At 45.9% G+C, this 20,570-nt stretch carries 22 protein-coding genes; 12 read left to right on the top strand and 10 right to left on the bottom strand.

Going from position 1 to position 20,570, the window contains the following annotated elements:
* The first annotated feature begins 3 nt into the window (after positions 1–3).
* The 9 genes from DWW13_RS13110 to DWW13_RS13070 all read left to right on the top strand — a co-directional run bounded on the left by DWW13_RS13110 (position 4) and on the right by DWW13_RS13070 (position 10,260).
* Complete coding sequence (locus DWW13_RS13110) at positions 4–624, top strand: DUF5038 domain-containing protein (protein ID WP_158575516.1); 621 nt, start codon at positions 4–6, stop codon at positions 622–624.
* A complete protein-coding gene (locus DWW13_RS13105; protein WP_117536982.1) occupies positions 621–3,818 on the top strand; it encodes a TraG/VirB4 family ATPase in 3,198 nt (1,065 codons plus the stop codon). The genes DWW13_RS13110 and DWW13_RS13105 overlap by 4 nt, the downstream gene beginning before the upstream one ends.
* A 56-nt stretch (positions 3,819–3,874) precedes the next feature.
* The gene (locus DWW13_RS13100) at positions 3,875–7,144 is read left to right on the top strand and encodes a VaFE repeat-containing surface-anchored protein (protein WP_243026133.1); all 3,270 of its coding nucleotides are present in this window, start codon (positions 3,875–3,877) and stop codon (positions 7,142–7,144) included.
* 67 nt (positions 7,145–7,211) lie between these two features.
* Positions 7,212–7,574: a hypothetical protein gene (locus DWW13_RS13095; RefSeq protein WP_040015509.1), complete on the top strand. Its 363-nt coding sequence runs from the start codon at positions 7,212–7,214 to the stop codon at positions 7,572–7,574.
* 62 nt (positions 7,575–7,636) lie between these two features.
* Complete coding sequence (locus DWW13_RS13090) at positions 7,637–7,912, top strand: hypothetical protein (protein WP_008373818.1); 276 nt, start codon at positions 7,637–7,639, stop codon at positions 7,910–7,912.
* 160 nt (positions 7,913–8,072) lie between these two features.
* The gene (locus tag DWW13_RS13085; RefSeq protein ID WP_117536983.1) at positions 8,073–8,492 is read left to right on the top strand and encodes a DUF3268 family zinc-finger domain-containing protein; all 420 of its coding nucleotides are present in this window, start codon (positions 8,073–8,075) and stop codon (positions 8,490–8,492) included.
* Positions 8,493–8,505: 13 nt separating this feature from the next.
* Entirely contained in the window at positions 8,506–9,093 is a 588-nt protein-coding gene (locus DWW13_RS13080; RefSeq protein WP_117536984.1) for a sigma-70 family RNA polymerase sigma factor, read from the top strand.
* A gap of 20 nt (positions 9,094–9,113) precedes the next feature.
* Complete coding sequence (locus DWW13_RS13075; protein ID WP_117536985.1) at positions 9,114–9,800, top strand: cell division protein; 687 nt, start codon at positions 9,114–9,116, stop codon at positions 9,798–9,800.
* Positions 9,801–9,813: 13 nt separating this feature from the next.
* The gene (locus DWW13_RS13070; protein ID WP_117827098.1) at positions 9,814–10,260 is read left to right on the top strand and encodes a hypothetical protein; all 447 of its coding nucleotides are present in this window, start codon (positions 9,814–9,816) and stop codon (positions 10,258–10,260) included.
* Between the two features lie 188 nt (positions 10,261–10,448).
* Here the strand turns inward: DWW13_RS13070 and DWW13_RS13065 are convergent, their stop codons facing one another.
* The 10 genes from DWW13_RS13065 to DWW13_RS13020 all read right to left on the bottom strand — a co-directional run bounded on the left by DWW13_RS13065 (position 10,449) and on the right by DWW13_RS13020 (position 16,794).
* The gene (locus DWW13_RS13065; RefSeq protein WP_005333498.1) at positions 10,449–10,781 is read right to left on the bottom strand and encodes a DUF5301 domain-containing protein; all 333 of its coding nucleotides are present in this window, start codon (positions 10,779–10,781) and stop codon (positions 10,449–10,451) included.
* Positions 10,738–11,574: an EcsC family protein gene (locus tag DWW13_RS13060; RefSeq protein ID WP_005333496.1), complete on the bottom strand. Its 837-nt coding sequence runs from the start codon at positions 11,572–11,574 to the stop codon at positions 10,738–10,740. The genes DWW13_RS13065 and DWW13_RS13060 overlap by 44 nt, the downstream gene beginning before the upstream one ends.
* A gap of 1 nt (position 11,575) precedes the next feature.
* The gene (locus tag DWW13_RS13055; protein WP_005333494.1) at positions 11,576–11,935 is read right to left on the bottom strand and encodes a YccF domain-containing protein; all 360 of its coding nucleotides are present in this window, start codon (positions 11,933–11,935) and stop codon (positions 11,576–11,578) included.
* A gap of 3 nt (positions 11,936–11,938) precedes the next feature.
* Positions 11,939–12,373 (bottom strand): hypothetical protein, encoded by a 435-nt coding sequence (locus tag DWW13_RS13050; protein ID WP_005333491.1) that lies wholly within the window; start codon positions 12,371–12,373, stop codon positions 11,939–11,941.
* Positions 12,374–12,602: 229 nt separating this feature from the next.
* Positions 12,603–12,935 (bottom strand): hypothetical protein, encoded by a 333-nt coding sequence (locus tag DWW13_RS13045; RefSeq protein WP_005333489.1) that lies wholly within the window; start codon positions 12,933–12,935, stop codon positions 12,603–12,605.
* Between the two features lie 3 nt (positions 12,936–12,938).
* Positions 12,939–13,229, bottom strand: coding sequence for a hypothetical protein (locus DWW13_RS13040; protein WP_022415108.1), 291 nt, complete (start codon positions 13,227–13,229; stop codon positions 12,939–12,941).
* A 121-nt stretch (positions 13,230–13,350) separates the two neighbouring features.
* Positions 13,351–14,247, bottom strand: coding sequence for a sensor histidine kinase (locus tag DWW13_RS13035; protein ID WP_117470408.1), 897 nt, complete (start codon positions 14,245–14,247; stop codon positions 13,351–13,353).
* Positions 14,248–15,099 (bottom strand): ABC transporter permease, encoded by an 852-nt coding sequence (locus DWW13_RS13030; protein ID WP_008373910.1) that lies wholly within the window; start codon positions 15,097–15,099, stop codon positions 14,248–14,250.
* Complete coding sequence (locus DWW13_RS13025) at positions 15,092–16,018, bottom strand: ABC transporter ATP-binding protein (protein ID WP_008373911.1); 927 nt, start codon at positions 16,016–16,018, stop codon at positions 15,092–15,094. Before DWW13_RS13025 ends, DWW13_RS13030 begins: the two co-directional genes overlap by 8 nt.
* Positions 16,019–16,095: 77 nt before the next feature.
* Complete coding sequence (locus tag DWW13_RS13020) at positions 16,096–16,794, bottom strand: response regulator transcription factor (RefSeq protein ID WP_005333481.1); 699 nt, start codon at positions 16,792–16,794, stop codon at positions 16,096–16,098.
* A 325-nt stretch (positions 16,795–17,119) separates the two neighbouring features.
* Between DWW13_RS13020 and DWW13_RS13010 the strand changes: the two genes are divergently transcribed.
* The 3 genes from DWW13_RS13010 to DWW13_RS13000 all read left to right on the top strand — a co-directional run bounded on the left by DWW13_RS13010 (position 17,120) and on the right by DWW13_RS13000 (position 20,567).
* On the top strand, positions 17,120–17,821 hold the full coding sequence (locus tag DWW13_RS13010) for a single-stranded DNA-binding protein (RefSeq protein ID WP_005333477.1): 702 nt from the start codon (positions 17,120–17,122) through the stop codon (positions 17,819–17,821).
* A gap of 141 nt (positions 17,822–17,962) precedes the next feature.
* Positions 17,963–18,739 carry a hypothetical protein gene (locus DWW13_RS13005; protein ID WP_022415111.1) on the top strand — a complete coding sequence of 259 codons (777 nt, stop codon included), beginning with the start codon at positions 17,963–17,965 and terminating at the stop codon, positions 18,737–18,739.
* Positions 18,740–18,755: 16 nt separating this feature from the next.
* Positions 18,756–20,567 carry an AAA family ATPase gene (locus DWW13_RS13000; protein ID WP_005333473.1) on the top strand — a complete coding sequence of 604 codons (1,812 nt, stop codon included), beginning with the start codon at positions 18,756–18,758 and terminating at the stop codon, positions 20,565–20,567.
* Positions 20,568–20,570: the final 3 nt, after the last annotated feature.

The raw sequence follows: 20,570 nt of genomic DNA, 5'->3' as shown, positions 1-20,570 counted from the left end.
ATTATGAACAGAACAAAAGTGATTCTTTCCATTTTCCTGATGCTGTTTCTGCTGCTTGCCGGACTGGTTCTCCCCAGTTTCTGGAAAAGCCAGAAAAAAGAAGCTTCCGGAAACAAAGGCAGGGAACCGGCAAAGGAAACAACAGAAACAAATTCTGATACCCCCATGCCGGAATATCTGGATTTTGATGCTTTAAAAGCATTTTTCTCCGACAGCCAGATTGCTTCTCTCAAAGAGCAGTTTCCTGTCTACCTAAAAGAGTATGTCAAAAAAGAACAGACAAGCATCACCTTCCTGCCGGAAAAAACCAGCTACCCTACCGAAACAACCGTCTGCCTGATGTTTTCACTTTCCGATCAGGATACGCTTCCGGTTACCTACCACACCCCGACGGGTGTGTTTTTATTTGGAGAAGACGGGGTACAGGTCTCTGCAGATACAACTGTTTACGAAAAACAGACAGATGATTCCCTGCCGTCCCTGACTTCGCAGGACATCGAACACCTGCAGGAAGGCGGGTATCCGGATACTTCTGACAGCCCGGAAGCTCCGGACACAGAATCCGGCAGTGCCTCTGTGCCTTCCAAAGATGCGAAAGATACGAAAAAGGAGGTGCAGCCATGACACAGCCAGAAGAAACACCGGTTTCCTTTATCCCGCCCAACTTCATTGAGAAAGGCAAGATCCTAAACGGAACTTTTGACATCCGCAATGCCATAGAAAGCATTGTTCTTTCCCTGGCAATTGGTATCCCTGTTTCCCACCTGCCGCTGTCCCTGACTGCCCGCATCATCATTCTCTGCATGACCGCACTTCCGGCGGCAATGGTAGCCCTGATTGGAATCGGCGGAGAGAGCATCACTGCCTTTCTGATGAATGCCTTGCGTTTTGTAGTGAACCGCAGGGTAATCTGGAGGTCCGACAGTCTTCCGGAAGGAAAGCCACGCAGGAACCCACGTTCCAAAGAGCCAAAGACAAAGAAACACCGGAAAGCAGAAAAAACGGCAGAGCCTTCCAAAGTAATGGCATCGGCTCCCCCGCAGTCTGAACCGGACGCACCAGCCCCGCCAAAAAGTAAAAAAAAAGAACACCGACAGTTTGATACCTCCACCAAGCGGGGCATCAAAAAACAGGCAAAGGAAGATATCCGTTATCTAAAGTGGGAGCAGAAAGAAGCCAGCCGACAGAAAAAAGAGGCGGCGAAACAGATAAAAATCCAGAAAAAAACGGAAGCCCGGAGACGAAAGGAGGAAGAAAAACGGGCAGTTTCCGAAAATCGGGCGGCAAAAAAAGAGCAGAAAAAGAAGGTGGTTTCCAAGAAGGACGCCTCATCTGCCACGGCAAACCCCGTTTCCCGGAAAAAGCGAAAGAAAGACCAGACCTTGGAGGATTATCTTCCGGTGGAAAAAATCGAAAACGGGATCGTCTATACCACAGACGGACGGTACGTGAAGATCCTGGAGATTGAACCAATCAACTTCCTGCTTCGAAGTGCCAGAGAACAGCAGGGCATCATTTACAGCTTTATCAGCTACTTAAAGATCAGCCCGGTCAAACTCCAGATCAAGATGATCTCCAAAAAAGCAGACATCAATAAGCATTTGGAGCAGTCCCGGCTGGAGCTGGAGCGGGAAACCGATCCTCATTGTCAGGAGCTGCAACGTGACTACATCCAGTTTGTCCAGAACTTAAGTTCCAGAGAAGCAGTATCCAGACGGTTCTTTCTGATTTTTGAGTATGAACCCTTCAATGCCAACCGGAAGGAGGAGGAACGGGAAATCCTTGCCGCCCTTGAGACGGCATCCCAGACTGCCAAAACCTTTCTGTACCAGTGCGGGAATGAAGTGGTCACCCATGACAATGAGGATGAATTTACCACAGATGTCCTGTACACACTGTTAAACCGTACCCTTTGTACGGAGGTTCCGCTTCCGGACCGGATCAGCACTGTACTGTCCGCCTATACAAAGGAAAACCGCATGGAGGAACTGGATCACATCCGGATCAACGAGTTTCTCGCACCGGAAAGTGTGGATTTCAAGCACTCCCATTATGTGCAGATCAATGGGCTTTACCATTCCTACCTGCTTGTGCCGTCTGACGGCTACAAAAACCGGGTAACTCCCGGATGGCTGTCACTCCTTGTCAATGCCGGGGAAGGGATTGATATTGATTTCTTTCTCCAGAAACAGCCAAAGGACAAGATCCAGCAGCGTCTCGGTCAGCAGATCCGTATCAACCGTTCCAAATTAAAGGATGCGTCCGATACCAACACTGACTATGATGACCTGAATTCTGCCATCCGCTCCGGATATTTTCTGAAGCAGGGACTTGCCAACAACGAAGATTTCTATTACATGAATCTTCTCATCACCATTACCGCTTCCACTCTGGAAGAACTGCAGTGGCGGATTCAGGAAATGAAAAAGCTCCTGATTTCGCAGGATATGAACTTACACTCCTGCTACTTTTTGCAGGAGCAGGGCTTTCTCTCCTCTCTGCCGCTGGCAAATCTGGACAAGAAGCTTTTTAAGCTGTCCAAGCGGAACGTACTGACTTCCGGGGCGGCAAGCTGCTATCCCTTCGTCAGCTACAGTATCTGCGATGATAACGGAATCCTCTTTGGGGTAAACAAGCATAACAATTCCCTGGTCATTGCGGATATCTTTGATTCCAGGCAGTACAAGAACAGCAACATCTGTATCTTAGGCTGTTCGGGAGCAGGAAAGACCTTCACCATGCAGACCATGGCACTAAGGATGCGAAGAAAAGGCATCCAGGTGTTCATCATCGCTCCCCTAAAGGGACACGAATTTTACCGGGCTGCAAGGAATGTCGGCGGAGAATTTATCCAGATCTCCCCTGCCAGTAAAAACTGTATCAACATCATGGAAATCCGGAAGGTAGACAATTCTGTAAATGAACTTTTAGACGGACCGACCCTCGATGCCTCCGCACTGGCTGGCAAGATTCAAAGGCTTCACATCTTCTTCAGTCTGCTGATCCCGGATATGTCCCATGAGGAGAAGCAGCTTCTGGATGAAGCCCTGATCAAAACCTATGCCTTAAAAGGGATTACACATAAAAATGAATCCCTGACAGATCCGCAGCATCCGGAGCAGTACAAAAAGATGCCCATTCTGGAGGATGTCTACAATGTCCTGCTGGAAAGCGAAGATACGAAGCGTCTGGCGCACATCTTAAACCGGCTGGTTCATGGTTCTGCTTCTTCCTTTAACCAGCAGACCAATGTGGACCTGACCAATAAATATACGGTACTGGATATCTCCGAACTGACCGGTTCCAGCGATCTTTTAACGGTCGGCATGTTCGTAGCCCTGGATTATGTCTGGGATAAAGCGAAGGAAAACCGTACCGAAGAAAAAGCCATCTTTGTCGATGAGGTCTGGCAGCTCATCGGTGCATCCAGCAACCGGCTTGCAGCGGAATTCGTACTGGAAATTGCCAAGATCATCCGGGCTTACTCCGGAGCCGGCATATTTGCCACACAGGATCTGAACGACTTCTTTGCTCTGGATGACGGGAAGTACGGCAAGGGTATCATCAATAACTGCAAGACCAAGATCATCCTGAACATGGAGGATGAAGAGGCACAGCGGGTGAAGACTATCCTGCATTTATCGGAAACAGAAGTAATGAACATCACCCATTTCCAGCGGGGCAACGGTCTGATCTCAACCAACAATAATAACATCACTGTGGAATTTAAGGCTTCCAATCTGGAAAAGGAGCTGATTACCACAGATCGGCAGGAGCTTCTGGAAATCCTTGCGAAACAGAAGAAACAGGCTGTGTAACTTTGGGCAGCACTGACGCTGCCCTTTTCATTTGAACTTCAAGAAGGAGGAGACTTATGTTACAGACATACAAATCCTATACCAGACGGACGCTGGCTATGCTGCTGGCAGTCCTTGTCGCAGTCGGCGCATTGTTTTCCGGCAGTTTTCCGGTTCATGCAGCCGACGGCACCATCAGCTATAAGGCAGGTGCCAATATCCCTTACGGTAGCTATTTTACCTCCCGCATGAGCTTTGACGGGAGCAATACTGCCTACTGCGTGGAACCACTGAAGAAAACCCCTTCCTCCGGTTCCTATTCCTATGACCTTTTAAGCCAGAACTCCCCGCTCAGAAAAGCGCTCTACTACTTAAACGGCGGCTACGGCTACGATAAAGTCGTCAAGGATAAATATTTCAGTGGCTGGAGTGATGATAACAGCTATGTCATCGGACATCTGGTTGTCGCTTACATCTATGCCGGTAATTCCGCTGACACCGGAGCTTTCCATGGCGCTCCGCAGTCCTATATTGATAAAGCACTGGAAGTAGCCAGTGCCATCCAGGGACTTCCGAACCCGCCGGAAGACTTCCGGGCATTCATCGTTCCGGGACAGGGCAGCCAGACCATTGCCGGAAGCTGGTATCAGGTTCCAAACGGCTGGATCGAACTGAAAAAATCTTCTGCCAACGGAAGTATATCGGACGGGAATCCGAATTACAGCTTAAAGGGTGCTGTGTATGGAATCTATCAGGGTGAGAAGCTCATCCAGAAACTGACCACCGATGAAAACGGGTATGCCAGATCCGGCGAACTGGAGGAAGGCGATTATACCGTAAAAGAGCTCTCTGCTTCCAAAGGCTACATTGTAGACACCAAAGCTCACAAAGTCACTGTAAAAGCAGAACAGACTTCTGCTGCAAACGTAACAGAGATTCCGCAGAATAATCCTATGGATCTGGTGCTTGAAAAGCTGGATGCCGAAACAAAGAAAGCCTCCCCACAGGGAGCAGCTTCCCTTGCAGACGCAGAATTTACAGTCAAGTTCTATACCGAGCAGTCTGACAGTGATCCTGCGGAAGCTGGAAAGAAACCGGCACGTACCTGGGTATTAAAAACAGATGTTTCCGGAAAGATGCATTTTACCAAAGATTCCTTTGTAAGCGGCGATGCCTTTTACTATACCAGTGATGGCAAGACCGTCTGTCTTCCGCTCGGTACCATAACGGTACAGGAAAGCAAAGCCCCTGCCGGATACCAGCTCAATCCAACTGTCTTCGTACAGAAAATTACAGGTGACGGTAAGCAGGAAACGGTTTCGGTATACCAGTCTTCTACCGTAGAAGAATCTGTCATCCGTGGCGGAGTGAAGATCCAGAAACGTGACAGCGAGACCGGAGAAGCAAAACCGCAGGGTTCTGCCACATTGGAAGGTACTGTCTTTGCGATCACTACGTTAAATGAAAATCCGGTATTAGTAGACGGAACATCCTACACGAAAGATCAGGTTGTCCTTACACTTACTGCCGATAAATCCGGTTCTGCTGCAACTGCAAAAGATGCTCTCCCATTCGGACATTACCGTGTGGATGAAACAACTGCACCTTCCGGTTATCTGAACAGCGGAAAGATCTCTGTAGAATTTGACATCACAGAACAGGGAAAAATCGTGGAACTGACTGCAAAAGACAATTCCATCTCCAATCAGGTCATCCGCGGGGATCTGGAATTTGTCAAGATTGCTGACGGTAGCCAGAATCGTCTGGCAAATGTTCCATTTAAGATCACTTCCAAAACAACAAGTGAAAGCCATGTGATCGTAACAGATGCCAATGGTTATGCCAGCACTTCCTCAAAATGGAACAAACATACATCCAATACCAACCGTGGCGAATCTCCAGAGGACGGCATCTGGTTCGGCACATCCAAACCGGATGATTCCAAAGGAGCATTGATTTACGATACTTACATCCTGGAGGAACAGCGTTGCGACTCCAATAAAGGCATGGATCTCTTAAAATTTGAAGTTAAAGTTTATAAGGATTCTGTAACTGTACGGGTTGGAACTCTGACCGATGATGCCATTGAGATCGGCACGACTGCTCTGGATGCCGAGACCGGTACACACATGAGCCAGCCGGCAAAAGAAGTGACGATTGAAGACGTTGTGGAATACAAAGGCTTGAAAAAAGGCCAGAAATACAAACTGACTGGAACGTTAATGGACAAAGAAACAGGCGAACCAATCCTTGTGGATGGAAAACCGGTGACTTCCAAAACAGAATTTACTGCAAAGAAATCCTCTGGCTCCGTCAAAGTAACCTTTACCTTTGATGCAACTTCCTTAAAGGGCAAAACAACCGTTGTCTTCGAGGAATTATATCAGGATGAGATGCAGCTTGCAGTCCATACCGACATCAACGATGAAGACCAGACCATCTATTTCCCGGAAATCAAGACTACTGCGAAAGATGCGGACACGAACTCCAATATTTCCTGTGCAAAGAAAGAAATCACGCTGGTGGATACGGTTTCCTTTAAGGGGCTGGTTCCTAACCATAAATATGAAGTGACCGGAACTCTGATGGATAAAGAAACAAAGAAACCAGTCGAAACAGACGGAAAACCGGTGACAGCAAAAGCATCCTTCAAGCCAAAAGAATCCGCTGGTACGGTAGATGTTACCTTTACCTTTGATGCCAGCTCCTTAAAAGGGAAAACGGTAGTTGTCTTTGAATCCCTTGCTTACAAAGACAAGGAAGTTGCCGTACACGCAGACATTGCAGATGAAGGACAGACTATTTACTTCCCGGAAATCAAAACCACAGCCAAAGACGGCAGTGACGGGGATCAGGATGTCTCTGCTTCCAAGGAAGCGACTATCGTAGATACGGTCACTTATCATGGTCTGATGCCTGGATCTGAGTACAAAGTCATCGGAACCCTGATGAATAAGGAAACCGAAGAGGCTTTGTTAAAAGACGGAAAACCAGTTACCGCTCAGGCAGAATTTAAAGCAGAAAAAGCTGGCGGCTCTGTGGAAGTTACCTTTACCTTCGACGCTTCTGCTCTTGCCGGACAGGATGTGGTTGTCTTTGAAAAGCTCTACTATACAGACGGAAAAACCGAACATGAGATTGCTTCCCATGAGGATCTGAAGGATGAAGGTCAGACCGTACACATGACGGAGCTTCCGAAAGAACCGGAGACGCCTCCGGTAGCTCCGCCTGTAAAGACCGGCGATGAGACGCCGCTTCTCCTATATGCCGGAATCGCCATAGCTACACTTGCAGGTGCAAGTGTCCTGGGCATCGTTTACTTCAAACGCAAAAAGAAACATCAGTAACTCATAACGAAGACTCCTGCAGGCAGCTCCCACATGGAACTGCCTGCTTCTTTAGTAGGTGATGAATATGAAACACCCCCACTGCAAGACAGATGCCAAGCACATCCGTCATTTTCTGAACCTCTGTGAAGGGAACTGGCACTCCTGTATCTACGTCTGGTGCCGCACTTGTAACGCACAGGAAAGCTGTGAGAACTCCGGCTTTTTATTCCATCCGGATGAAACGGGAAGCCCCTGCATCCTCCCTCTTTCAGATGCAGCGCTTTTGTTTCCCCGGATACCGGAGCCAACCGAATGTACCGGAAGCATGAGCATTGCTGCTTTTACAGAGCTTTATCTGCCCTATCTGGCCGCTCAGAAGCTGCCATTAAAGCCATGCCCCATTCCGGCACTGCTCCGGCTTCAGGAGAACCAGCAATATGACTGGTAACAAAAAGTTGCACTTTCAGGCTCTTATACGTACAGGATATGTAAAGAAAGGAGGCACTGCCTATGTTAAACGTAATTTCAATCATCCAATGTATCGATCAGGTCTTTACGAACCTGATATTTATTCCCATGATTTTTGTCCTGTATGTGAAATTCCGTCCGAAAAAGCCATGGACCAGAAGGCGCAGGAACACTTACCTGCTCTGTCTGGTACTGATCAGCTTATTCCTGCTACGGATTTTCTGTGAGAAGTTCATCTTTACACCGGTTAATTATCCACGTTTCACAGACAGCGGCTTATTCCCGCTCATCCGGGCAATTTTCTATCCCGGCATCTGAAAAATGGGGATTCGTGCCATTTAGTCCGAATCTGGGATCAGTATCCGCTTGCGTCCTATGGGAACTCATCACCTGCTTACTTACAATATAAGTATACAGTACGTACTGGTTATTCACGTACACGTTACGTATCGTGTATGTACAAGCGAGGTGAAAACAGATGAAGAAACCAAAAATCATCCGCTGCCCTTACTGCGGCGGAACAGCAATATTAAGAGATGCATCCTTTGTATATGGAACGCATTCTCATGGCGGACAGGTTTATGTCTGCTCCCACTATCCATCCTGCAATTCCTATGTCGGGGTACATCCGGGAACCAAGATACCAAAAGGAACGCTCGCCAACCGGGAGCTTCGTCAAAAGCGGATTCAGGCACATCGAATTTTCGATCAGATCTGGCAACAGGGCATCCTTTCCAAACCGGAAGCATATCGCTGGGTGGCAGATAAGTTCTGTCTGACAGATAAGCAGGCTCACATCGGACAGTTCAGCAACTATATGTGCGACCAGCTCATTCAGGAATCCGCAGATGTTTTAAAGAACAACCATATTCCCTTCCGCCTCCGGGCAGCCAGCTGAAAGGCGGTGATTGATGATGACCTTACCGCTAAATAAAAAGCAAAAACAACTGGTGGAAAAATCCATGGATCTGGTTCCGATCATGATTCGTTCCATGACCCGCACCGCTGCCTATGTAACTGAGGAAGAACAACAGGAATTATGTCAGATTGGATATCTGGCTTTGTGCCGGTCGGCTGTCGGATTTGAGGAAGGAAGATCATTCCAGCCTTATGCCAAAACTATCATCCGTCATGCCATCTTTGATTACTGGCGGAAAATTGCCCGTGACCGCTCCATGCTCTGTTCTCTGGACGAAGCATCATCTGAAGATGAACATCTCCATTATCGTGATTTGTTTTCCTACGAGGATACACAAACAACTCACCCGGAAAAGGACACAAATCAGACATTGCTTCTTGAGCATTTAACCCAGCTTGGCACCGGACATTCCCCAACTATTCAGAAGGGAATTGCAGCCCTCTATCTGCAACAGCAGGGATATACCAGCTTTGACCTGGCAAAACACTACCAAGTACCAGCCAATCGTGTACGGGCATGGCAGAGCAAAGCACGGAAACTATTACAGCAGGATGATGCACTCTATGCACTTCTGACTTAACTTTGAAGGAGGGAACTTTTATGCTGACACTTTATACTGCTGTCGGAACCTTAAAATTTCAAAAAACGACAGGCGGAAAATCCATTCCTCTTGTAATCAACGATGGACAAGAATATGGACTATCGGATGACGAACTGCTACTTTGGAGCTGTCTTGCTTTTCAGATTCTGACGCTCCATGAACTCCAGGATGCCTATACCCTGCGCCAGATACAGAAAGAAGGTCCGAAAGGTTTATCCTTCCAACACTATCTAAACCGACTTTCCTTACGTGGTCTGGTTGTAAGCGGAATTGGACTGACCGGGGTGGATGCCTTATATCGCCTTCTCGGCAGTCTGACCATTATTCCCTTGAAGGATACCTTTCTCATCCGGCTCTTTGGTTGCATTCAACTTTATCTGGAAGGAAGTATTGGCGCAAAAGAGTTTGGCAGATATTTAAAGAAGAAACCCTCTTCACCGATGGAAGATACCATTCTGAAGCTGGCTGATAAGGTATCCCTCACGACCGCTGAGCTTGTCACAAGTATGGAACAGGAAAAAGTAATCCACAACGAATCGGATATTATGGATGAGTTATACACAGAACCGGAGACAACTTACCAAACACTTGTGGATGATGTCCAGATTCACCATACCCAGTATCCAGTGCTGCAGGCTATTGCTAATTTGTACCTGAATAAACAAATCACATTTCATACATGTTAAAGGAAGGAACCTTATGCCAAAACCATTTTTTACAAAGCTGGTTGCCATCAGTGCAATCGGCTTTTTCTGTGTACTTTTTGGGTGCATCTTCGGAATTGCCACCCACGACCGGCTCTTCATTCTTATGAGTCTCTTAATCGGAATCTGCAGCATCCTGCGTGCACTCAGTTTCTACCACCTGATCCATACACATGCTTATCTGTCACTGGACGTAAGCTGCACGAAACGGGAACAGACACTCTTCGGGAAAAACCAGCAATATTGGTTTGCCAGTGATAACGGAAAGGAATACGCCTTCTCACTGGAAAAGAATATCAAACTCCTAGAGGGACATCGGTATCGGCTGTACTTCCGGAAACCACAGCAGGGGACAGGGCAATCAATGCCATGTGCCGGAGATTTTCTCGGATATGAAGAACTCACCGATCAACTGCCGGAACTTCCGGATACATCCGTTTAGATAGAAAATGAGCCGCCTGTACTGCATCACCCCTACAGTTCTGGCGGCTCATTTTATTATAAATAACCTCTCTTATTTCTATCAAACAATAGTGTTTGTATCCGCTTCAATGCCATGAGCATTTGCTCCGGAAATGTCTTAGTTAAACTTGAAAGAATTAGATTTTCATTCTCATTACACAAATATTATTAGATAACCAATTCAGAAATATCAATGCTCGTTTTATAGTTTTGTTTTACTCCGCCAGGAGAAGTAATAAAAATCGTAGCATATTCCCCATTTTCATAAAGGGTAATTTCTTTTATATCTTTTTCTTCATCTTGGTTCGTAGTATCGCAATAAAATTTTATGGTATATTTAGGGTTCATACCTATGCTTTTTTCTGTCTCTTTCCATGATTTTATATTTAAAGCAGAAATAACCTTGTCTATATTATGCTTATCATCATACTTTACCAGCAATTCCTTATTTGCGGCATCATATATCTCTATAACTTTTACACCTTTTACATAATTGTCCATTCTCTGCCTTTTTCCGCCCCGCCAGATACCTGTGCCGGTATTTCAGCTCTGCATACTCTGTGATCCGTTTCATGTAGACTGCATCATAAGCTCCGCCTACAGCACCAACCACCGGAATTCCCTGTAAGAACTTCATATACAGAAGCTCTTTTGACAAAGCTCCCGCCGTTTGTTCGATCTGCTCCTTATCCTGATACTCTTCCGGCAGTATTCCGTTTCTGATAAATTCATTTACTTTCCCGTCAATCTCACAAAGTGTATCCCCATAGGATACTGCTCCCCGGATCAATAATAAGATAAAATATTTTTCTTCCCTGCTTTCATAGCTGTATCCATACTGCAGAGCAGTCTCATAAATATTCTTTAAAATCATCCCTGTAAATACCGGAATATCCGGCAGACCGATTCCCAATACGCCCATCCCGATTCCAGACACACCGGATAGCAGTAAATTCTTTGTTCCCGTATCTCTTGCCTTTTTAGAAAAAGAGCGGAGGGATTTGGAATTCTGCTTTACATCCGCCATATACTGCCGCACCTGATAATCCTGCTCCAGTTTTGTCCGCTGATACGTCTTTTCAATAACCCCGGTTCCTTTCTCGAAAATCAGAGCAAATGCCTTCGCAAAAGCGGTATCCAATGTTTTCTGAAGTTTCGGCGGTATCTTTTCCTCCAGTTTCTGATTCAGAATGCTCTCCCTTTTCTCTGAACGCTTCTGAAGGAATCTCTGCTCCTGTACTTCCAGCTTTTCCCACTCCTTCTGAAGCGGTGTCCTTTTATCAAATAATCGCATCTTAATACACCTCCGCACCAAACGGCATCAATGCCAGTTTCGCCAGTTTAAACTGCTGTAAACCAAACGGGATTCCGATAATCGTCACACATAAAGCTGTACCCAACGCCAGATGCTCCAGTGCAAGAGGCAGACCGGATACAATCAGCCAGATGATATTCAAAAGGAACGAACCAGCTCCGCCACCATACTGCACCTCTTTTCCAAAGGGGAAAAAACTAAGCGCCGCAAATTTAAAACACTGCATCCCCACCGGAATCCCCACAACGGTAATACACCAGAGACAACCTGCCAGACACCAGCTCAGCCCACTGACTGCGCCGCCAAACACAAACCACAACACATTTCCCAGGCATCCCATATGCTACACCTCCCCATTCATCCGATTTTTCACATCAGCAAGTATCTTTTCTATCCGGTTGATGGCATCATCCACCTGTTCTCTTGCATCTGCAATCTTGCTCTGCACCATATAATCTGCCACCAGCCCGTCCAGAAAGAAATCCGCAAAGGAAAGGAAGCTGCCGATTTCCATGCGCAGATCCAAGGAAACCTGCACATCTCTTAATTCTCTCTGAAAACGCTGAATATCGCTTTTCGCCTGTTCCATCAACGCAGCTGCGTCATTCATTTTAGAATGCTTCACAAAGTCACTGATAAAGCCTCCTCCAAGCATATCAAAAATGCCCCAGTTTCTCGCACTTCCCAACTTATCCCTTGCTGCGTAAAGGCTCTGAAGCGCCCGCTCCCCTGCCTGTACTGCTTCCTGCATTTCCCGTTTCATCATTTCGTTACTCATCGTTTATCCTCTCTTTCTTTTTAGCAGACTATTGCGGCAGATTTTCTATATTTCATAATAAAAAAAGACTCCTATCATGACCTCTGCCACAATAAAAGTCTTGCTATCTCATTTGCTACGGGTATCTCTCGATACCGGTTGTCGGTTACAAAACCACCTCTTTCAAGGCGTTCAGCTACTCCCTTTTTTGCTTGAGATGAATATAACATATTGGAAATAATTTGTCAAATCATGCATTTTTCTTTTCCAACCGTTCCGCTTCTCTGGCAAATACATGCGAGATATCAAACAGTTCCGGTACATCTGATATGGTACACACATTCACACAATAATTGAGCCATGGAAATTCTTTTGTCATCTGATAAATAACTGCCATGGCTTTTGCTTCTGACATTGCTTCCACCGAATGATATCCCGATCCCTGAATATGCTCAAATCCGTTTGCTTCAAAAAAGTCCCTTACATCCGCATATGCATTATGCCAGTCACCTTTCGGATAATATTCCTTTAGTGCTTGTGTATTCAGGTCAAAATTGATGCCTTTCCTCTGTAAGCTGTCCATCTATTAGTTCCTTATAAAGTCTGTAATCAGGTTCTCCTTTTCTGTTCCGTTATACCAGAAACACTCTAACAAATTCTCTGCAATTCCTACGGAGTTTTTCAACTGAAAGATTGCTGCCCAGAATCTTCCATAGTCCTGCTTGCGTCCCCGGTCAAGATAAATCCTGCTTCCAAGGGCTTTGACTGCACAGCTTAAATCCTCCTGCTCAAAAATCTGATCTGCCTGTTCACACATCTGATTTACCGTTTCCGGAGCGAGCTTGCTTGTATCAAATTTAAGTTCTACTTTATACATTATACTCATCCTTTCATACAACAAATGACTGAGTGACTCTTCTCTTTCTACTGTAATTCTACCATGAAACCTATATAAAGTCATTCTCCATTTTCACTTGCTTTAATATAAATTTTTCCTTTTATTTTGGAAACACAATCTCCACACAGAACTCATTCCCTTCTATCCGGGCGCTGATTTTCCCATCCATACGAAGTACCAGCTCTTTCGCAATTGATAAGCCGAGACCGCTGGAAGTCTTACTGCGTGCTTCATCCGCTTTATAAAACCGTTCAAACACCTGATCTACATTTATTTTTTCCACATGACATACTTGATTTTTTATCTGTATCCGGATGTTGTTTTCAACTTCTTCCAGTGAAATACTGATTTTCTTCTCCCCGTGATCCAGTCCGTTTTTTATGATATTCTGAAAAATTCTCCGGATTCCCTGTTCATTTCCGTTCATAAACAGCAGTTTATCTGTAATCTGTATCTCCGGTTCAATTCCTCTGCCCGTCCATTCATCGTAGTAGGAAAATATGGTATCTTTCAAAATCTTGTTGATACAGCAGGATGACATTTCCAGATGAAAAGAATCGTTTTTAAGTTTTGTAAAAGTAAATAATTCTTCCAGCATTTCTTTCAGGCTGCCGATTCTCTCCTGTATGATCTTCATATACCGTCTCTGCTCTTCCTGGTCTTCACAGGTTTCCATTAACTGAAAATATCCGTCAAGGGATGTCAAAGGAGTACGGATATCATGTGAGAGATTTGTATATGTATCCGAAATCATCTCCTCTTTCTTCAAGTATTCCTTCTTTTCCCTTCGCTTCAGTTCCAGCCATTCGTTTAAAACATCTGCCAACTCACCAATGCCTCCAAAATCCATTTCTCTGGTAATCAGCATGTTGCTGTCGTGCTTCATCAGAAACGACAACTGGCGGCAGATGTCTTTCACCTGCCGCTGGTATTTCCAAAATAACATTCCTTGTACCAGTATCACTGCTATCAATAGCACGAACCCTAGTTTTATCATTTAGATATCTCTCTTTCTGAATACCCATGCTGTCAGTAATGTAACCACGATTCCGAACGCCGCCGCAATCACAACTGCCGTCAGGCATTCCTTATTGGTCGGTGACATGGATAAAAGTGCAATCTTTCCTGTCACTGTATATTTCAAAATCTGGAAATTCTCCACACCTGCCTTCTGGATCAAATGATTGATCACTCCGTATAAGACAATCATGGTATTCATGCACAGGCAGATAACAATCGTCATGCTGAACACGTTGCTGTTCAAAACCACCGCAATCGCCATACTGATTAGTACCAGTGCATAATGAAGCAAAATCTGAATACCAAAGTATCTCAGCAACTCGCTTCCATTCCCCCACTCCAGATATCCGAAGTACATCTGCTGTGCAATAATCTGAATGATGAAATAAAGCAGCATGGTAACAGTCGTATACACAAACAACACGGAAGCTTTGGAAAAGATCAGGTTTCTCCGGCTCCTTACCTGCCCGCCGATATTTTTAATATAACCGCTTCCTATATCTGCACTGGAAAACAGCACTGTAAAAATCACCAGAAACAACGCCACAAACTTCGCCTGCAGGTTTGCATATACCTGATCAAAGACCGTTACTTTTTCTCCCGGCTGTGTCGGCAGGAATACGGACATTCCCATATTGATGGTTTCTGGTTTCACTGTTTCTGCAATGCTTTCTGTCTGCTGTTGTTCCGCTTCCTTGTTCATCGTATCAATATCCAGTTTCGACATGGATGTGGAGAAGAATATAGCTGCCGCCATCACAATCCATACCACATACATACTTTTTGTCCGGACCATCCGGTACAGATCCATTTTTATCATATTAAGCATTTTGATTCCCTCCTGTCAGATTCAAGAAATAGGTTTCCAGTTCTTCACTGGTAATGGAAATTCCATTGACCAAAATTCCTGCTTTTGCCAGTTCCATATTGACATTGGCGCTTTCATTCAATCGTTCAAATATATGGATATGGCTCTTATCTGTAACCTGATAGTTGGTAAATCCCATTCTGTCCAGAATCGGGACTGCCTGCTCCGGATGGATTAACTCTATTTCAATCCGTTCACTGCAGCGTTTCATCAGTTCTTCGCTTGTCAGCTCCTGCAGAAGACTTCCATTATGGATAATTCCATAATCCGTTGCAATCTTAGATAATTCCTCTAAAATATGACTGGATATCAAAATCGTCATATTCCGTTCATCTCGCAGTCTCTGTATGGTATCACGCACCTCTGCAATTCCCTGGGGATCAAGCCCATTGATCGGTTCATCAAGGACCAGGAGATCCGGCTCCCCGACCAGTGCCAGCCCGATTCCGAGACGCTGCTTCATTCCAAGGGAAAAATGTTTCGTTTTTTTCTTTCCGACACCTTCCAGTCCGACCGTCTCTAAGATATCTTCGATGTATCCCTTTTTCCGAATACCAAACAATTCACATTTTATTTTCAGGTTTGTATATGCATTCATGTTGCCATACAGCCCCGGTGCTTCAATCAGACACCCCACACGAGAACGAATCCTCTCCAGTTCTTTTCCTTTACACCCGAACATCTCAATCTCTCCGGCTGTCGGTCTTGCAAGTCCACTGATCATCTTCAGGCAAGTCGTCTTTCCCGCACCGTTCCGTCCGATAAATCCATAGATAGCACCCTTTTTTATGTGAAGGTTTACTTTATCCACTGCCTTATGATGACCATACTGCTTCGTCAATCCATTTGTACTTAATAACAATTCACTCAATGCTTTCATCTCCTTTTCTTATCTGCTGTTATCATATCGGATAAATCCTAATCAAACGCAAATAAATAGTAAAAAAAGAGTAAAGATTAAGAATGCAGACGGTAGCCGATTCCCCATACGGTATCAATATATTCCTCCTGCGTTACTGCTTTTATCTTTTTCCGGATATTGCTGATATGTACATCCAGTGTCTTTGTCTCTCCCATATAGTGTTCATCCCACGCATATTCAAAAATCTCTTCTTTGCTGAAGACCTGTTTCGGATGCTCCAGTAAAAGCTCCAGAATTGCAAATTCCTGCTTTGTAATTTTGGGAAGCAGCACTCCGGCAATCCGGACTTCAAAGCGCTCACGGTCCAGTTCCAGGTTTTTATATGACACGCTTTTATGTTCCGGCTCCTGCTGCATATGGCGGAGCTGAACCTGAATCCGGGCAAGCACCTCCTGTATCTCAAACGGTTTTGTAATGTAATCATCTGCCCCACTGGTAAGAAGCCCGATTTTTTCATCCAATCCGTCTTTGGCTGTCAGGACAATAACCGGCGTATTGCCCTGTTTCCGAATCTGGGCAAGCACCTCTTCTCCTGAAATTCCCGGAAGCATCAGATCCAATAGAATCAAAGAAAAGCCCGCCTTATCCATCTGGAACAGCATCCTCGCTTCCGTCCCGGAAAAAGCCTGTACCGTCTCATACCCTGCTTTCTGTAATGCCGTATATAAAAGATTATTGATATCCGTATCGTCTTCTACAATCAGAATTCTGTTTTTCTGCTCCATTTTTCTCATCCTTCCATTTTCCGATTTAAACAATATTATATTGCACTTTTATAACTATGTCCAAAATTCTTTTGATATTATCCTTCCACCTCGTCTACATATGCTATATATAGTTCTAATTCTTTTGACATATGCTATATCTTGTGTTAATATAATCTTGTATTTAAGTTTTTGTGCTGTCCCGTCATGGGAGTCTGGACCATTCATCCAGAAGCATATGCAGTTTAAGTTTGGAAAATCGTGTCATTATACTGCCGTTTTATACGGTGCTATAATGGCACTTTTTTTATTTTAATCTATTTTAACGCCCAAAGAGGCAGAAAGGAGAATTTTTATGTCAGCAATTTTAACAATTTTAGGGAGGGCCACAAGAGATCCTGAGATGCAGCAAGGAAAAAATTCCGGTACGGAATATGTTTCTCTGGACATTGCAGTTTCACAGCGAGGCCAGGATGGAAAGGAAGAAACCATTTACTATCAGTGCTATTTTAACAAGTTCCTTGCAGAACGCTTAGCAAAAGCAGGCGTAAAGAAAGGAACCGGGCTGATGATCTATGGTGATCTGGAGCTTCATCCGTTCATTTATCAGAAAGGAAAGAATGCGGGGCAGGCAAATGCCGGTCCGAGGATCAATGTCAAGGACTGGCACTTTGTACCATCCAACCGTTCTGACAGCAATACCGGACATCCGGGTGCAAACCAGAACAGCCAGCCGAATGGTGGTGCGGCAACGCCCGGTGCAGCCGGCAATGGCAGCTACCCAATGCAGGGAAATCCCAATGGCAGCTACCAGAATCAGGCAATGCCTGGCGGCTATCCACAGCAGGGAATGGCTCCTGCTAACGGTGCCTACACGCCTCCTGCAAATGGCGGACAGTATCAGGCTCCGCCAAACGGAACCGGTCAGCCACAGAGCAGCTACCCGCCGCAGGGCAGTTATACCGGAATGCCAAATTACGGAGGTATGCCGGGCAGTCAGCCAACTGACGGCTTTCAAAATGTGCCGGAACAGATGGCATCCCAGTTGCCCTATTAACTCTCAAGGAACCCTATGTTGAGGAATTGCATTTATCATCTTTGTGATGATGCAGTTCCTCTTTTTCATGTCCGGAAGCGGCGATTTCCCATCCAGCTTCCGGGCTTGTCTAAGAATCATGAATCAGAAAGGAATCAGCTCATGAAAAAATCAAATCGAAAAAAATTCTTACAGTTTGTCGTGCTTGTACTGTTTCTTGCAGCACTTTTCGTACCACAGGATGCCAACCGGCTTCTGATTGCAGGCATTGCCCTGATCGGTATCGGAGTCACGCTGTTCAGTTATCTTCTCCCGCTTTTCACGGAACGCCTGAAAAACAGGGAGCATAAGCTACGAAAACGCCCAGAAAGAACTCGTCATCTGGAAGGAACACCTGATCTGGAAACCATTCTCTGGAGACAGATCAAATTCCAGATTACCGGAAAGCTCAAGGAAGCCTTCCCGGATGCCACATGGGATTTTGTGAAAGAACCACCGCTCTCCCAGATACTGGATGGGGAACCATTACGGATTCGCACACGGAATACCGGAAGTTATAATTTTGCGGAAATTCTCATGGATGCCCGTGGCAGTCTGACGCTTCAGATGATGACCATTGAATCCTTACATAAAAAGGAACCGTCAGAAGGAAATCCGGATTCCAGACCAGCCGTTAATCCCAAATCATGGTATTCCCTGATTGGGAAACCGCTACTGATGGAATTGGTCGGTGACTTACAGGCAAGGGGCTATGAAAAGCTGTTTATCAACGAGCAGGGAGATGTCTATATTCTGAACGGCACTGAACCGGAAGTCCGGGGAAAGCTGGAACATTTCCCGCCCAAAGATTACTGGGGCGAATTGACGGAGATTTTTACTGAAGATGAATTGACCACAGAAGAGACCGAGCAGGCACTGGAACTGTCCTGGATCTCATAAGAAGGAGGAACGAATCATGGCAAATAACATCGTAGCAACCTGGGGGTTCAAACGCAAACTCCCGGAACCATTTGAGGATTATACGGACCATGCAATCTTTGATGACATTGCATCCAAATACTGTACTCAGCCACGGAAAAAATCCACGCTTCATGCAGCTACTCTGCGGGCAGTCCTTGCTTATCTGGAGCTGGAAAACCCGGTTGGCAGTACCCCGCCGGAAAAGCTTGGGGCGGTCGGTACCCAATCCAACAATTTTGTTGTGGCGGAATATCCGAGCAAAACCGGTGATCTTCAGGTGGTTGTCTACAACCAGCTAAACGGAAAGTTTTACGGAGGCTGCTATACTCCTCCGCCGGATGTGGAAAGCACACCGGAAAAATACGAATTTAAAGACTCCAAACAGTCCGGTGCGGCTCTGCTGTTCGCACTGATGCCGGTTTTTCTGGCAGATGAAGAGTGTAATGAAAAGTATCAGGAATTAAAAGCGCACCGGGACAACGGTTATCCCGATCTGGACGCCGCTGCGGAAACAGCAGCCGTTCTCTGCGACAACATTTACCGGAGAACCCGCTATGCATCAGGTCTCCCGACCGGTGGTGTTAAGATTGACCTTCCGGCAAACGGCGTATTGTCGCTGATCAAACCGTTAAATATCCAGAAGGGGGTCTATGCACCAACCGAAGTGCTCCATGGAGACTTTCAGGTGTTACGTCCAGGAAGTGGATTTAAGAAAGCACAGGCAGCCATTTCCAGAGATGATTTTGTTGGGAAATTTATCCTGACCGCATCCCGAAGGCTGTCTCCGGAAGAGGAGGTATCTGTTCCGACATTGGCAGAGTGGTACATCATCCCTCCGGAAATCAAACGGATCTGCGAACACGCAAAACTGACAACGGATACCACACAGCCGATGCGGAATTTTCTTTTACGGGGACCGGCAGGTACCGGAAAGACCGAAGGAGCCAAAGCCATTGCTTCCGCACTTCACCTTCCTTACCGCTGCATTACCTGTTCCGCAAATACAGAGGTATTCGACCTTTTAGGTCAGATTCTTCCGGATGTGGACGGAAAACGCACCCGGCTTCAGCGGCAGTACCCGTCTTTTCAGGAAATCCAGTTAGATCCCTCCGGTGCCTATCAGAAGCTGACCGGAAACTATGATGAAGAAATTTCTGCCGAGGACACCTACCAGAAGCTGATCGATACGATTTTTGATGAAATGCACAGCTATTATAAGGAACACACCTCCGGACAGAACTTCCAGTATGTGGATACGCCTCTAGTCGAAGCCATCCGCTATGGGTATATTCTTGAGATACAGGAGCCTACGGTCATTGCTAATCCCGGTGTACTGGTTGGACTTAACTCCCTTTTAGACCGCTGTAACAGCGTATATCTTCCAAACGGAGAAACCATCCACCGTCATCCGGATACGACCATCGTAATCACCACAAACAATGACTATGCAGGCTGTAAACAGATGAACCAGTCTGTCATTTCCCGAATGAACCTTGTGATTGATCTGGATGAACCGGATGAGGATACACAGGTAGAACGTGCCATGGCTGTTACCGGATGCAAGGATGCAAAAACGGTACGTCTGATGACACGCATTGTCAAATCCATGGCTGTCTACTGCCGGGAAAATCTCATTACAGATGGCTGCTGTGGCATGAGGGAGCTGATTTCCTGGGTGCAGTCCTACATGGTCTGCGGGGATATCCGGGAAGCGGCCCGTTACACGGTGCTTGCCTCTGCCTCTGCCGATGCTGAGAACCGTACGGAAGTGGAAGAAAGCTGTCTGGATACTGTGCTTGCTGCGTAGGAC

The organism is Blautia sp. AF14-40 (genome assembly GCF_003479665.1).
Classification (GTDB): Bacteria; Bacillota; Clostridia; order Lachnospirales; family Lachnospiraceae; genus Fusicatenibacter; species Fusicatenibacter saccharivorans.
The sequence above is the reverse complement of the archived record's forward strand: the minus strand, read 5'-3'. Positions and strand labels throughout refer to the sequence as shown.

Coding starts and splice junctions, on each gene's coding strand:
- DWW13_RS13110 (WP_158575516.1), top strand. CDS start 4: ATGAACAGAACAAAAGTGATTCTTTCCATTTTCCTGATGCTGTTTCTG.
- DWW13_RS13035 (WP_117470408.1), bottom strand. CDS start 14,247: ATGATAAAACTAGGGTTCGTGCTATTGATAGCAGTGATACTGGTACAA.
- DWW13_RS13065 (WP_005333498.1), bottom strand. CDS start 10,781: ATGGACAATTATGTAAAAGGTGTAAAAGTTATAGAGATATATGATGCC.
- DWW13_RS13045 (WP_005333489.1), bottom strand. CDS start 12,935: ATGGACAGCTTACAGAGGAAAGGCATCAATTTTGACCTGAATACACAA.
- DWW13_RS13055 (WP_005333494.1), bottom strand. CDS start 11,935: ATGGGATGCCTGGGAAATGTGTTGTGGTTTGTGTTTGGCGGCGCAGTC.
- DWW13_RS13075 (WP_117536985.1), top strand. CDS start 9,114: ATGCTGACACTTTATACTGCTGTCGGAACCTTAAAATTTCAAAAAACG.
- DWW13_RS13085 (WP_117536983.1), top strand. CDS start 8,073: ATGAAGAAACCAAAAATCATCCGCTGCCCTTACTGCGGCGGAACAGCA.
- DWW13_RS13025 (WP_008373911.1), bottom strand. CDS start 16,018: ATGAAAGCATTGAGTGAATTGTTATTAAGTACAAATGGATTGACGAAG.
- DWW13_RS13090 (WP_008373818.1), top strand. CDS start 7,637: ATGTTAAACGTAATTTCAATCATCCAATGTATCGATCAGGTCTTTACG.
- DWW13_RS13105 (WP_117536982.1), top strand. CDS start 621: ATGACACAGCCAGAAGAAACACCGGTTTCCTTTATCCCGCCCAACTTC.
- DWW13_RS13005 (WP_022415111.1), top strand. CDS start 17,963: ATGAAAAAATCAAATCGAAAAAAATTCTTACAGTTTGTCGTGCTTGTA.
- DWW13_RS13080 (WP_117536984.1), top strand. CDS start 8,506: ATGATGACCTTACCGCTAAATAAAAAGCAAAAACAACTGGTGGAAAAA.
- DWW13_RS13040 (WP_022415108.1), bottom strand. CDS start 13,229: ATGTATAAAGTAGAACTTAAATTTGATACAAGCAAGCTCGCTCCGGAA.
- DWW13_RS13060 (WP_005333496.1), bottom strand. CDS start 11,574: ATGCGATTATTTGATAAAAGGACACCGCTTCAGAAGGAGTGGGAAAAG.
- DWW13_RS13030 (WP_008373910.1), bottom strand. CDS start 15,099: ATGCTTAATATGATAAAAATGGATCTGTACCGGATGGTCCGGACAAAA.
- DWW13_RS13000 (WP_005333473.1), top strand. CDS start 18,756: ATGGCAAATAACATCGTAGCAACCTGGGGGTTCAAACGCAAACTCCCG.
- DWW13_RS13070 (WP_117827098.1), top strand. CDS start 9,814: ATGCCAAAACCATTTTTTACAAAGCTGGTTGCCATCAGTGCAATCGGC.
- DWW13_RS13050 (WP_005333491.1), bottom strand. CDS start 12,373: ATGAGTAACGAAATGATGAAACGGGAAATGCAGGAAGCAGTACAGGCA.
- DWW13_RS13010 (WP_005333477.1), top strand. CDS start 17,120: ATGTCAGCAATTTTAACAATTTTAGGGAGGGCCACAAGAGATCCTGAG.
- DWW13_RS13095 (WP_040015509.1), top strand. CDS start 7,212: ATGAAACACCCCCACTGCAAGACAGATGCCAAGCACATCCGTCATTTT.
- DWW13_RS13020 (WP_005333481.1), bottom strand. CDS start 16,794: ATGAGAAAAATGGAGCAGAAAAACAGAATTCTGATTGTAGAAGACGAT.
- DWW13_RS13100 (WP_243026133.1), top strand. CDS start 3,875: ATGTTACAGACATACAAATCCTATACCAGACGGACGCTGGCTATGCTG.